Origin of the sequence: Streptomyces flaveolus (genome assembly GCF_014648815.1) — a bacterium.
Lineage (GTDB): Bacteria > Actinomycetota > Actinomycetes > Streptomycetales > Streptomycetaceae > Streptomyces > Streptomyces flaveolus.
This window is the reverse complement of sequence record NZ_BMRV01000019.1, coordinates 1-12,023: the sequence shown is the minus strand read 5'-3', so window position 1 is coordinate 12,023 and position 12,023 is coordinate 1. Positions and strand designations below refer to the sequence as shown.

Here is a 12,023-nt window from a genome sequence, read left to right as displayed (position 1 = left end):
GTGTGTCCCTCTCCAACGCCTGCGAGGTGAGCTGTCGGGTTCGGGCGGGGAGGTGCCCGGCCACGCCCTGACGGGCACGGCTTCACCCCGAGCCGCTCCGGTGGTTTCCGGCGCGGCGACTTACCTGGGTCCCCCGCTCCTGCCTGCGAGTGTCTCGTGTGGATGACTGTGTGTCGGGCGGTGGCAGGATTCGGCGTCCGCCTGACAGGCCGGGAACGTATGCGAGAGCACATGTCCGGAACAAGTGCAGGAATCACCCGACGCGCCTGTTGACCTTGGTCTGGGTGGTTTGGGGTGCTTGATCCTTTGCGACTGCCAAGACTCAACTCGCCTACGGGGCAAAGGGACGGCGAGGGTCGCGGCGGGGGTGCGGCGAGGGGGCCGGCGGGCGCGGTGGCGTGAGCCAACTCACGGGCCTCAACAAGGGCGGCAAATCGGGCATTAGGGCCAACTGGTGGCCAACCGGCCGCAGGTGGCGGGTTGTTTGGGCGGGGAGCCGGGGCGGGGCTGTCGGCCGGCTGTGCGGGTCCTGTGTCGCGCCCGGCGGTCGACGGCTGTCGCGCCCGGTCGTCGACGGCCCGGCCCGGTGTTCCGTCGTGCCGCGCGGGCACCCGTTCGGAGCGGGGGTGCGGATGCCGAATGGGTGACGTTCTCGGGGTGCGGTCCGTTGGGAGGAGTGGTGGGATCTTCGGTGGCGGCTTCCGGCGTGCCGTGCCCTGTTTCGCGCCTCTCTGGCGATGTCGACCGATATCTGCTCATATCACCTGATCAAAAACATACCGTGCATGATCCGATACCGACCGGCCTGTAACGGTGGGCGCTAGCGGTGATCGAAACGTGACCGGATACGCTGACTTGAGTGGTGGCAGCGACCTATCGACAAACCAGGTAATCGCCAGTAGACACCAGCAGACAGGAGACCCCTCGTGACCGTCGTCGGGCCGTTCGGGCTGAGCGTGCGGGACCAGGCTCTGGAAGCCGATGTCCAGACCGGATTGGCGGCCGTCGAGGAAGGGTTGCTTGAGGCAACCAAAAGTGAGGTGCCGTTCATCACGGAGGCCGCCCAGCACCTGGTGCGGGCCGGCGGCAAGCGGTTCCGGCCGCTGCTGGTGATGCTCGCTTCCCGGTTCGGCGACCCCTACGCGCCCGGCATCGTGCCCTCGGCCGTGGTCGTGGAGCTGACCCACCTCGCCACGCTGTACCACGACGACGTGATGGACGAGGCCGCCGTGCGCCGCGGGGTGCCCAGCGCGAACACCCGCTGGGGCAACTCGGTCGCGGTCCTCACCGGCGACTTCCTGTTCGCCCGCGCCTCCCAGATCCTCGCCGACCTCGGCCCCGAGGCCGTCCGGGTGCAGGCCCTGGCGTTCGAGCGGCTCGTCACCGGCCAGATCCTGGAGACAGCCGGACCGCAGGACGGACGGGACCCGGTCGACCACTACCTCGACGTGCTCGGCGGCAAGACGGGATCGCTGGTCGCGGTCTCCTGCCGGTTCGGCGCGATGATGTCCGGCGCCGACGAGACGGTCGTCGACGTGCTCACCCAGTACGGCGAGCGGCTGGGCGTCGCCTTCCAGCTCGCGGACGACGTCCTGGACATCGCCTCCGACTCCCACGAGTCGGGCAAGACGCCCGGCACGGACCTGCGCGAGGGCATCCCGACCCTCCCGGTGCTGCGGCTGCGCGAACGGGCGGCCCGGCTGGGACTCGCCGAGGACCTCGCCCTGTGCGAGCTGCTGGACTCCGACCTCAGCGACGACGCCCGGCACGCCGAGGCGCTGCGCCTGCTGCGCGCCCACCCCGCGCTCGAACAGGCGCGGCGGGACACCGTCCGGTACGCGAAGGACGCCCGGGCGGCGCTGGCCCCGCTGCGGGAGTGCGACGCGAAGGCCGCGCTGGTCGAGCTGTGCGACGCGGTGGTGCACCGGGCCGGCTGACCCTCCGCCCGGCTCCGCGCCCTCCCGGCGCGCCCCCCTCCCCCTACTGGCCGGGGGAGGTTTCCCGCCTCCGTGTCATCCCGCAGGAGTACCCGGAGTTGAGCCCGCGGTCTGACGCTTCTCCCTGGCCGATTTGGTCAGATGGACACCACGGAAAACACCACTCCTCACCGATTCGGGTGAGAATGGCGGCTCACGGGTGAACACGTGCGAGGTCGCGAGACAGCCGCCGCCGACGACGGAGGTAGGGCACACATGGCACCGATCGGTTCCGACGACAACACGACCACCGGGGAGGGCGAGGAGCTGCGCGCCGGACGGCGCAGGGCCGCGCGGTACGTCGTCCCGGTCGCGGTGATGGGCGTGGCGGCCGCCACGATCGGGCTCGTCCCCGCGCTCGCCGACTCCGGTGACCCGGACCTGCCGGAGGTGACGGCCCAGCAGCTCATCGAGAAGATCGCCCGGTCGGACGTCCAGCAGCTGTCCGGCACCGTCAGGATCAGCACCGACCTGGGACTGCCGGACCTCGGCGGCCTGGAGAGCGGCCTGATGTCCGGGATGTCCGGCGGCCCCGGCGCGGGCGGCGGCGACGAGGGCTCCTCCGCGGACCCCTCCGCCAAGCTCACCGAGCTGGTGACCGGCACCCACACGCTTCGCGTCGCGGCAGACGGCCCCGACCGGCAGAAGCTCTCGCTGCTGGAGAACGCCGCCGAGTACAGCCTGATCCACGACGGCAAGGACGTCTGGGGCTACGACAGCAAGTCCAACGAGGTCTACCACTCCACCGCGGAGGCAGGCGCCGAGCGGCCCGCCGAGAAGGCGCCGGCCACCCCGAAGGACTTCACCGAGCAGGCGCTCAAGGCGGTCGACGACACCACGTCCGTGACCGTCGACGGCACCGCGCACGTCGCCGGCCGGGACGCGTACCGGCTGGTGATCAAGCCCCGGCAGTCCGGTTCCACGGTCGGTGCGATCAGCGTGGCCGTGGACGCGAAGACCGGCATGCCGCTGAAGTTCACGCTGACCCCGTCGAGCGGCGGCGCCGCCGTCGTGGACGCGGGCTTCACCCAGGTCAGCTTCGCGAAGCCGGACGCGTCGACGTTCGACTTCACCCCGCCCAAGGGCGCGAAGGTCACCGAGGGCGACGAGATGCCCAAGGCGCCGGAGCGGAACCGGAAGGCCGGCGGCGACCTCGCCAAGGACCTGGACGGCCTCCGGGTCATCGGCGAGGGCTGGAACGCGATCGCCACCTTCGACACCGGCGGCCAGGGCCTGCCCACGGCCTCCGCGGGCGGTGACCTGGGCGGCTTCCTGGGCTCCCTCGGCGACCAGGTCAAGGGCGACTTCGGGTCGGGCACGGTCTTCAGGACCCGCCTGGTCAACGCCCTGATCACGGACGACGGCAAGGTCTACGCCGGCGCGGTCACCAAGGACGCGCTGGTGAAGGCGGCCGACGCCGCGAAGTAGGACCGGACAAAGGGCCGTGTCCGTACGACGAGGAGAGGGAGCCGATGGGTGAGCCGTCCGCCGCGGAGCCGGAGGGCCCGGGCCCGGGGGGCGCGGGTGACGCCGTCATCGCCACCCGCGCGCTCACCAAGCGCTATCGCGGCGGGCAACCCGCCGTCGACGGTCTGGACCTGACCGTCCCGGCGGGCAGCGTCTTCGGCTTCCTCGGCCCCAACGGCTCCGGCAAGACCACCACCATCCGCATGCTGATGGGCCTGATCGAGCCGACCTCGGGCACGGCACGGGTGCTGGGCCGGCCCGTGCCGCGTGCCGCCCGCGCCGTACTGCCTCAGGTCGGCGCCCTCATCGAGGGCCCCGCCCTGTACGGCTTCCTCTCCGGCCGCGACAACCTCCTGCGCTACGACGCCGCCGACCCGACCGCCGACCCGCGCACCCGGCGCGAGCGCGTCGGGGCGGCGCTGGAGCGGGTGGGCCTCGCGGCGGCCGCGGGCAAGAAGGCGAAGGCGTACTCGCTCGGCATGAAGCAGCGCCTCGGCCTGGCGGCGGCGCTGCTCCAGCCGCGCCGCCTGCTGGTCCTGGACGAGCCCACCAACGGGCTCGACCCCCAGGGCATGCGCGAGATCCGCGCCCTCGTGCGCGAGCTGGCCTCCGACGGCACGACCGTCTTCCTCTCCTCCCACCTGCTGGACGAGATCGAGCAGGTGTGCACGCACGCGGCCGTGATGGCGCGGGGCCGGCTGATCACCCAGGGGGCGGTCGCCGACCTGGCGGCCGGGGCGCGGGGCCGGCTGGTGGTGACCACGCCGGACGCGGGGGAGACGGCACGGGTGCTGAAGGAACGGGGTGCCGGGGACGTGGTCGTCGCCGAGGACCGGGTGACGGCGGAGCCGCCGGGCGGCGACCTCGCCGACCTGAACGCCGCGCTGGTCGCGGCCGGCGTGCGCGTCCGCGGCTTCGGAGTGGAACGGGCCTCGCTGGAGGACGCGTTCGTGGCGCTGACGGGGGAGGGCTTCGATGTCGCGGGCTGAGGCGTCGCCGGCCGGGGCGGCACGGGCCGGGAAAGCGGTGAACGGGGACGCGGACGCGGGCGTCGTGCGCGCGCCGAGCCGCCTGTGGTCCTTCGGGCTGCTCCGCAGCGAGCTGCTGATCACCTTCCGGCGCTGGCGCACCCTCGCCCTGCTGGGCGTGCTGGCCGCGGTGCCGGTCCTGGTGGGGATCGCCGTGAAGATCGAGACGGGTGACGGCTCGTCCTTCGGCGGCGGGGGCCGGGGCGGCGGGGGCGAGGGGCCGGCGTTCATCTCGCAGATCAGCAACAACGGACTGTTCCTGGTCTTCACCGCGCTGGCCGCGACGCTCCCGTTCTTCCTGCCCATGGCCATCGGTGTCATCGCCGGTGACGCCATCGCGGGCGAGGCGAGCGCGGGCACGCTGCGCTACCTCCTGGTCGCCCCCGCCGGGCGCACCCGCCTGCTGCTCACCAAGTACGCGACGGTGCTCGCCTTCTGCCTGGCGGCCACCCTCGTGGTCGCCGTCTCGGCACTGGCGGTCGGGGCGCTGCTGTTCCCGCTCGGGGACCTGACCACCATCTCCGGCACCCACATCACGTACGCCGAGGGCCTGGGGCGGGCCCTGCTGATCGCCCTCGTCGTCGCCGCCTCGCTGGTCGGCGTGGCGGCGCTCGGCCTGTTCGTGTCGACGCTCACGGGCAGCGGCATCGCGGCGATGGCGACCACGGTCGGGCTGCTGATCACGGTCCAGATCCTCGACCAGATCCCCCAGTTGCACGCCCTCCAGCCGTACTTCTTCTCGCACTACTGGCTGTCCTTCGCCGACCTGATGCGCGAGCCCGTCTACTGGGACGACCTGGTGAAGAACCTCGGCCTCCAGGCCCTGTACGCGGCGGTGTTCGGCTCGGCGGCCTGGGCGCGGTTCACCGCGAAGGACATCACCTCGTAGCCGGCGCGGCCGTTCGCTCGTACGGGAAACGGGCGAGCGGCGGCTCCTGCGCGAAGAAGGTCTTGGCGCGGGTCAGCGCGTCGGTGTCGCGCAGGACGTCGCCGGGCTTGCTGCCGTTGCCGAGCAGGACCCCGCCGAAGCGCATGCCCATGTACGCCGCCGAGTTGTTCAGGCTGCCGATCAGCGGGTCGGCGACCTCCTGCTCCTCGTGCGCGAGCGCGGTGACGCCCCACAGGGTGCGGCCGGCCAGGGTCGCCTTGAAGTCGAGGCCGGGGGTGCGCAGCCAGCCGGACCAGTGGTCGAGGTAGCGCTTGACGGGGGCGGACAGCGAGTACCAGTACAGCGGCGAGGCGATCACGAGGTCCGTCGCGGCGAGCGTGGCGTCGAGCAGCAGCGCCTCGGCGCCCTCGGTGGGGCGGGTGTGGTCGCTGTCGTGCCGCAGGTCCTCGAACTCGGGCAACGGGTGCTCGGTCAGGCTGATCCATCGCTGTTCGACGGCCGCGGGCAGCTGTTCGGCGGCGCGGCGGGCCAGCAGTTCGGTGTTGCCGTCGGGACGGCTGCTGCCCAGCAGGAAGAGGAAGCGGCGGCTCATGGGTCCCCCAGAGGTGTGTGGCGTGCGCAAAATACCAGCACTTGCAGTATATGCGTGCGCATGTTTCTGTCCAGCGTGGTGCGCGGAGCGCCGCTCGGGCAGGGTGCCGGCGGCGCCCGGAGCGGCCCACCGCACGTCCGTGACCTCCTGGAACGAGCCTGTGACACCGTGGTGACGTGAGAATCGCGGGCGAGCGGCGAGACTCGACGGTAGGTGAACGACAGGCATGACAGGCTCTGGACGGCAGGGAAGCGAAACCGCCGACGGAAGCCGCCTATGAGTGGGGGGACGATGTCTCGACTCGGCCGCGACAGGCAGCGGGACCAGCGAAGCGCCGAGCGCCCGCCCGCCCCCGCGGACACGCCGATCGACGTCCGCGTACCGGAGGCCGGTGGTGACGCGCGCGGCGCTTCGGTCGACGGCGTCCTGGTCGTCGCCGCCCCCGGCGAGGAGATCCGGCATGCCGTCCTGAACCGCCTCCACCGCTTCGCCCTCACCGCGGGCCGGCCCGTCCTCGCCACGATCCACGACGAGCGCATCGGCTGCGTCGTCCAACTCCGGGTGGACCCGGACGGCTCCAGCCACCTGGCCGGGAAGCCGGTCCCGGCACCCCGCGGGGCGAAGCCCGCGGAGAGCACCTCGCCGGCCTCGGGGATCCCGGCGACCCCGAAAGCCCCGCCCGCCGCGGCAGCCCCGGAGACGCCTGCTGCCCCGAAGACCCCGCTGGACCCGGCAACCCCCGCCGCTTCGGCAGCCCCGCCCGCCGCGGCAGCTTCGGCGGCTTCGGCGCCCCCGGCAGCTTCGGCAGTCCGGTTGGCCCGGGCGGTCGCGGCGGCCACCGCAGACTCCGCAGCCCTCGGGGCCTCCGCAGCCCCGGCAAACCTCGCCGCCCCCGAAGCCTCCGCAGCCCCGACAGCTCCGGCGACCCCGGCAGGTCCGGCAGCCCCGGGAGTCCGGTTGGCTCGGTCGGTCCCGGCGGCCACCACAGCCCCGACAGCCTCTGCAGTCCCCGCAGCCCCGGCGACAGCTCCACTTTCCGCGACAACTCCGGAGGGGACTGCTGCCTCGAAGACCCCGCTGGACTCGGCAACACCCGCCGCTTCGCCCGCCTCGCCAGTCCGGCCGGCTCGGGCGGTCCCGGCTACCACCGCAGGTTCGGCAACCTCGGCAGTCCCCGCAGCCCCGGCGACAGCTCCGGTCGCCTCGGGCACCTCGGCAGTGCAATCGGCCCGGGCGGTCCAGGCGACCCCCGAAGCCCCGGCCACTTCCGCAACCCCGGCCACTCGCGCCGTCCGGCCGGCGTGGGCGGTCCCGGATGACGCCGCCGACTCTCCGGCCCCGGCCGCCCGCGTGGCGGCGGTGCCCGAGTCGTCGCGGGTGGCGTCCGGCGAGTCCGCGCCCACGTTCGTGCTGCGCGCCCTCCCGGAGCCCGCCCGGAGCGCGGCGCCGGGTACGGTGGCGCCCCCGACGGGGGTGTTCGGCCCGCCGCCGCGGATGGACGCGCCGCCCGCGGGCGGCGTCGCGGCGGACGAAGCCGCGCCCGGCGCATCCGCGCCCGGCGTCCCCGCGCCCCCCGTCGCCATGCCCGGCGCCTCCGAGAGCACGGCGCCCAAGCCGGCCTCCGTCCCCGCCTCCGCAGGTCGCCCCAGGCCGATCCCGGCCCTCGTCGTGGACCCCGACCCGGCGCCCAAGCCCACCCCCACCCCCGCCCGCGGCTTCGACGCCGTGGCCGAGACCGTGCTCGGGGACGCGCCGCTCACCGCGCCCGGCGACGCCACCGCGCCCGCCCTCCTCGCCGAACCCACGGCGCGGATCAACGAGGCGGTCAGGGAAGGACGTACGCAGGACGCGGCGCGACTCGCGGAGCGGTCCGTGGCCGAGGCCTCGGACACGCTGGGGCCGGAGCACCCGGAGGTACTCCGGCTCCGTGAACTCACCGCCTACATCGCCTACCTGTCCGGCGACCCCGGCCGCGCCTTCCGGCTCTCGCTGGACCTGGCCAGGATCCACCGCGCGGCCGGCGACCCGGAGGCCGCCTACGGCAACGTCCAGAGCGCGGCCACCGCCTGGCGGGCGGTGCGCGACCCCGAACAGGGGCTGGAGCTGGGGCACGACCTGGTCGGCCTGTGGAGCGAACTCGCCGCCGAGGCGGGACCGGCCGCCGACGACGCCGAGCAGCTCGAGTCGGCCCGCACCCGCATGGGCCGCCTCACCGCCCGCGCCCGCGCCCGGGCCGACTGACCGGGTGGCCGGGCCGGGCCGGGCCGGGCCGGTCCTACTGCGACAGCTGCCAGACCGCGTACGCGACGGCGTCGCTGTTGCGGTTCAAGGCCGTGTCGTTGATGTTGGCGGTCGTGTCGCAGGACGAGTGGTAGCACCGGTCGAACGCCTGGCCCGCGGTGCCGCCCCACTTGGCCGCCTGCGCGGACGTCTTGCGGTAGTCGGCGCCGCTGAAGAGACCGCCGACGGGGACGCCCGCGTTCTTGAAGGGCGCGTGGTCGGAGCGGCCGTCGCCCTCGGTCTCGATCTCGGTGGAGACACCGAGGCCCGCGAAGTAGTCCTTGAAGGTCTTCTCGATCACGGGGTCGTCGTCGTAGACGAAGTAACCGGGGTTGGGCGAGCCGATCATGTCGAAGTTCAGATAGCCGCTGATCTTCGCGCGGCCGGTGGACCCGAGGCTGTTGACGTAGTAGCGGGAGCCGACCAGCCCCAGTTCCTCGGCGCCCCACCAGGCGAAGCGCAGGTGCTTGGTGGGCTGGTACCCGGAGCGGGCCACGGCGAGCGCGGTCTCCAGGACGGCGGCCGAGCCGGAGCCGTTGTCGTTGATGCCGGGGCCGGAGGTGACGCTGTCCAGATGTGACCCTGACATGACAACCTGATTCGTGTCGCCGCCGGGCCAGTCCGCGATCAGGTTGTAGCCGGTGCGGCCGGAGGACGTGAACTGCTGGACCGTGGTGGTGAACCCGGCGGCGTCCAGCTTGGCCTTCACGTAGTTGATGGACGCCTGGTAGCCGGGGCGGCCGTGGGCGCGGTTGCCGCCGTTCGCCGTGGCGATCGACTGGAGCTGCGCCAGGTGGGCCTTGACGTTGGCCACCGGTATGTCGGGTGCGGCGGCCGCGGCGGTGGTCTCGGGGGCGGATGCCGCGCCGGCCACGGAACCGCCGGTCAGCAGGGTGGCGACCGCGACGGCACCGGCCGCCAGGGCACGCCCGGAAACGGAGAGCTTCATGTGGGGGGCTCCGAATTCCTGGGGAGTCCCTGGGGAGGACTCCCGGTGAATGGGGTGCCTGGATGGTGTGGCCCTGGCTGACGTCGCGTCAAGACCGCTATTCGGCCACCGCGTTGCGCATATCGGGCTACGGCTTCCCGGTCGGGGCGTCGAGCCGCGCGGGCGCGGGCGCGGGGTCCGCGGAAGCGGAATCCGGGGACGGCCCTCCGCAGGCCACGATGTCCGAGTCCCGCGCGGCGCCCTCCTTCTCCGCCGGTACGCCGCCACCGGCCCTGTCCAGCTGCGCCCGCAGCGCCCGGGAGGTCCGGTGGGCGGTGCGCAGCGCGTCCCAGGTGAGCAGCGTGAGCGCCAGCCAGACGAGCGCGAAGCCGGCCCAGCGCTCGGGCGGCATGGCCTCGCCGAAGTAGAGGATGCCGAGCAGGAACTGGAAGACCGGGGCCAGGTACTGCAGCAGCCCCAGCGTGGACAGCGGCACGCGGATCGCCGCCGCGCCGAAGCAGACCAGGGGGATCGCGGTGACCACGCCGGTCGCGGCGAGCAGGGCACCGTGCCCCACGCCCTCGGTGGTGAAGGTGGAGTCGCCGTGCGCTCCCCGCCACAGCAGGAAGCCGAGCGCGGGCAGGAACTGGATCGCCGTCTCGGCGGCCAGTGACTCGACGCCCCCGAGGTTGACCTTCTTCTTCACCAGCCCGTAGGTGGCGAAGGAGAAGGCGAGGCAGAGGGAGATCCACGGCGGCCGGCCGTAGCCGACGGTGAGGACGAGCACGGCCGCGAAGCCGGTCGCGACCGCCGCCCACTGCACGGGCCGCAGCCGCTCCTTCAGCAGCAGTACGCCCATCGCTATGGTGACCAGCGGGTTGATGAAGTACCCGAGCGAGGCCTCGACGACGTGGCCACTGTTCACGGCCCAGATGTAGACGCCCCAGTTCACGGTGATGACCGCGGCGGCCACGGTGATCAGGCCCAGTTTGCGTGGCTGCCGCAGCAGCTCACCGGCCCAGGCCCAGCGCCGTACGACGAGCAGGGCGACGGCGACGAAGGCGAGGGACCACACCATCCGGTGGGCGAGGATCTCCCCGGCCCCGGCCGGCTTGAGCAGTGGCCAGAACAGCGGGACGAGCCCCCACATCCCGTACGCCGCGAAGCCGTTCAGCAGGCCTATGCGCTGTTCATTCCTGGACGACCCGGCCACGGGCACCTCCTCCTCGCCTTTCGGCACGCCGGGGACGGAGGCATGCCAGGACGACGGTAGCGCCGCACCCGGCCGCCTGTCATGCCCGTATCGTCATACGGTCATGACAGGCGGCCGGACCGCCGGAGGCGTCGGTGCTCACTGGCGCAGCGCGGCCTCGATCGCCTCGGTGACCGGGGTGGTCGGGCGGCCGATGAGCCGGGACAGGTCGCCGGTGGTCACGACCAGCTCGCCCTTCTCGGTGGACGCCTCCACGCCGCCGAGGATCTCGGCCATGGGCTCGGGCACCCCGGCGCCGACGAGGGCGCGGACGTACTCCTCGACGGACACGGGGCGGTAGGCGATCTCGCGGCCCGCGCGCCGGCTCACCTCGGCGGCGTACTCGGCGAAGCTCCACGACTCGTCGCCGCCCAGCTCGTAGCGCTTGTTCTCGTGGCCCTCGCCGGTCAGTACGGCGACGGCGGCGGCCGCGTAGTCGGCGCGCGAGGCGGAGGAGATGCGGCCCTCGCGGGCGGCCTGGACGACTGCGCCGTGCTCCAGCACCTGGGCGAGGTTCTCCGTGTGGTTCTCGTGGTACCAGCCGTTGCCCAGGATCACCCACGGCAGACCGGAAGCGAGCAGGACCTTCTCGGTGGCGCGGTGGTCGTCGGCGAGGGCGGCGGTCAGGCTGCTGGGGGCGCTGGTGTACGCCAGCAGTGCCACGCCGGCCGCCGCGGCGGCGTCGATGACCGTCCGGTGCTGCCCGGGGCGGTCCTTGGTGACCTCGTTGCCGGAGATCAGCAGCACCTTGTCGCCCGCCGCGAACAGCCCCTCGAAGGTCTCGGGCGCGTTGTAGTCGGCCACGGCGAGCCGCACGCCGCGTTCCGCCAGGTCGGCGGCCCTCGCCTTGTCCCGCACGACGGCGGTGACCTGGTCGGCCGGGACCTTCTCCAGCAACTGCTCCACGACGTGGCGGCCGAGGTGTCCGGTGGCTCCGGTGACGACGATGCTCATGGCTTCGGAACTCCTTGTGGGGGTCGGGGTGCGATGTCATCGACGCTAAAGGAGGCGCTAACCAAAAGAAAGTACCCACTTTGAAGTAAGGTACTGGCATGACCGTAAGCGACCCCCGGGCCGGCGAGGCGATGTGCCCGTACCGGCTCGTCCTCGAGCACATGACCAGCCGTTGGGGCGTCCTCGTCCTGATCGAGCTCCTGGACCGGCCGCACCGGTTCAGTGAGCTGCGCCGGGCGGTCGGCCGGGTCGGCCGGAGCGTCAGCGAGAAGATGCTCACCCAGACCCTCCAGACCCTGGAGCGCGACGGCCTGGTCCACCGCGACGCGAAGCCCGTCATCCCGCCCCGCGTCGACTACTCCCTGACCCCGCTCGGCCGCGAGGCGGCGGAGCGGGTCCGGGGCCTGGCCGAGTGGACGCGCGAGCGGATGACGGACGTCGAGCGGGCCCGCCGGGCGTACGACGAGACCCGGGCGGCACAGCAGGAAACCCGGGCGGCACAGCAAGAGGCCCGGGCGCTTTCGTCCCGGGCCTCGTGATGCGGTACGGCTCTCAGCCGACGACGGTCCAGGTGTCGCCGCCGGCGAGCAGTGCGGCGAGGTCGCCCTTGCCGTTCTGCTCGACGGCGGTGTCGAGCTGGTCCGACATCAGCGTGTC

10 protein-coding genes and 1 riboswitch are annotated in these 12,023 nt (G+C 73.0%); of the genes, 6 read left to right on the top strand and 4 right to left on the bottom strand.

The features are described 5' to 3' along the window. Position 1: 1 nt before the first annotated feature. Positions 2 to 158, bottom strand: a riboswitch (cyclic di-AMP (ydaO/yuaA leader). A 768-nt stretch (positions 159 to 926) separates the two neighbouring features. The 4 genes from IEZ05_RS31805 to IEZ05_RS31790 all read left to right on the top strand — a co-directional run bounded on the left by IEZ05_RS31805 (position 927) and on the right by IEZ05_RS31790 (position 5,360). Next, positions 927 to 1,937 carry a polyprenyl synthetase family protein gene (locus tag IEZ05_RS31805; protein ID WP_189233770.1) on the top strand — a complete coding sequence of 337 codons (1,011 nt, stop codon included), beginning with the start codon at positions 927 to 929 and terminating at the stop codon, positions 1,935 to 1,937. Between the two features lie 255 nt (positions 1,938 to 2,192). Further along, positions 2,193 to 3,404, top strand: coding sequence for a LolA family protein (locus IEZ05_RS31800; protein ID WP_189233769.1), 1,212 nt, complete (start codon positions 2,193 to 2,195; stop codon positions 3,402 to 3,404). Between the two features lie 44 nt (positions 3,405 to 3,448). Further along, positions 3,449 to 4,432 (top strand): ABC transporter ATP-binding protein, encoded by a 984-nt coding sequence (locus IEZ05_RS31795; RefSeq protein ID WP_189233768.1) that lies wholly within the window; start codon positions 3,449 to 3,451, stop codon positions 4,430 to 4,432. Then, complete coding sequence (locus IEZ05_RS31790) at positions 4,419 to 5,360, top strand: ABC transporter permease (protein WP_229869953.1); 942 nt, start codon at positions 4,419 to 4,421, stop codon at positions 5,358 to 5,360. Before IEZ05_RS31795 ends, IEZ05_RS31790 begins: the two co-directional genes overlap by 14 nt. Here IEZ05_RS31790 and IEZ05_RS31785 read toward each other — a convergent pair. Next, positions 5,350 to 5,952 carry a flavodoxin family protein gene (locus tag IEZ05_RS31785; RefSeq protein ID WP_189233767.1) on the bottom strand — a complete coding sequence of 201 codons (603 nt, stop codon included), beginning with the start codon at positions 5,950 to 5,952 and terminating at the stop codon, positions 5,350 to 5,352. The genes IEZ05_RS31790 and IEZ05_RS31785 overlap by 11 nt on opposite strands. A gap of 1,359 nt (positions 5,953 to 7,311) precedes the next feature. On the opposite strand from IEZ05_RS31785, the gene IEZ05_RS36995 reads away from it, so the two are divergent. Further along, positions 7,312 to 8,193 carry a tetratricopeptide repeat protein gene (locus IEZ05_RS36995; protein ID WP_308426973.1) on the top strand — a complete coding sequence of 294 codons (882 nt, stop codon included), beginning with the start codon at positions 7,312 to 7,314 and terminating at the stop codon, positions 8,191 to 8,193. A gap of 34 nt (positions 8,194 to 8,227) precedes the next feature. Here the strand turns inward: IEZ05_RS36995 and IEZ05_RS31775 are convergent, their stop codons facing one another. From IEZ05_RS31775 to IEZ05_RS31765, 3 genes are all read right to left on the bottom strand, one after another. Then, the gene (locus tag IEZ05_RS31775; RefSeq protein WP_189233765.1) at positions 8,228 to 9,181 is read right to left on the bottom strand and encodes a M28 family metallopeptidase; all 954 of its coding nucleotides are present in this window, start codon (positions 9,179 to 9,181) and stop codon (positions 8,228 to 8,230) included. Between the two features lie 127 nt (positions 9,182 to 9,308). Next, positions 9,309 to 10,373: an EamA family transporter RarD gene (rarD, locus tag IEZ05_RS31770; protein WP_189233764.1), complete on the bottom strand. Its 1,065-nt coding sequence runs from the start codon at positions 10,371 to 10,373 to the stop codon at positions 9,309 to 9,311. A gap of 138 nt (positions 10,374 to 10,511) precedes the next feature. Continuing rightward, positions 10,512 to 11,366: an NAD(P)H-binding protein gene (locus tag IEZ05_RS31765; protein WP_189233763.1), complete on the bottom strand. Its 855-nt coding sequence runs from the start codon at positions 11,364 to 11,366 to the stop codon at positions 10,512 to 10,514. 98 nt (positions 11,367 to 11,464) lie between these two features. Here IEZ05_RS31765 and IEZ05_RS31760 point away from each other — a divergent pair, with 98 nt between their 5' ends. Beyond that, positions 11,465 to 11,905, top strand: a complete 441-nt coding sequence (locus IEZ05_RS31760; protein ID WP_189233762.1) for a winged helix-turn-helix transcriptional regulator — start codon at positions 11,465 to 11,467, stop codon at positions 11,903 to 11,905. The last annotated feature ends 118 nt before the right edge of the window (positions 11,906 to 12,023 follow it).

Excerpts from the sequence above, each read along its gene's own strand:
- IEZ05_RS31800 (WP_189233769.1), top strand. The coding sequence starts at position 2,193 with ATGGCACCGATCGGTTCCGACGACAACACGACCACCGGGGAGGGCGAG.
- IEZ05_RS31795 (WP_189233768.1), top strand. The coding sequence starts at position 3,449 with ATGGGTGAGCCGTCCGCCGCGGAGCCGGAGGGCCCGGGCCCGGGGGGC.
- IEZ05_RS31790 (WP_229869953.1), top strand. The coding sequence starts at position 4,419 with ATGTCGCGGGCTGAGGCGTCGCCGGCCGGGGCGGCACGGGCCGGGAAA.
- IEZ05_RS31785 (WP_189233767.1), bottom strand. The coding sequence starts at position 5,952 with ATGAGCCGCCGCTTCCTCTTCCTGCTGGGCAGCAGCCGTCCCGACGGC.
- IEZ05_RS31775 (WP_189233765.1), bottom strand. The coding sequence starts at position 9,181 with ATGAAGCTCTCCGTTTCCGGGCGTGCCCTGGCGGCCGGTGCCGTCGCG.
- IEZ05_RS31765 (WP_189233763.1), bottom strand. The coding sequence starts at position 11,366 with ATGAGCATCGTCGTCACCGGAGCCACCGGACACCTCGGCCGCCACGTC.
- IEZ05_RS31760 (WP_189233762.1), top strand. The coding sequence starts at position 11,465 with ATGACCGTAAGCGACCCCCGGGCCGGCGAGGCGATGTGCCCGTACCGG.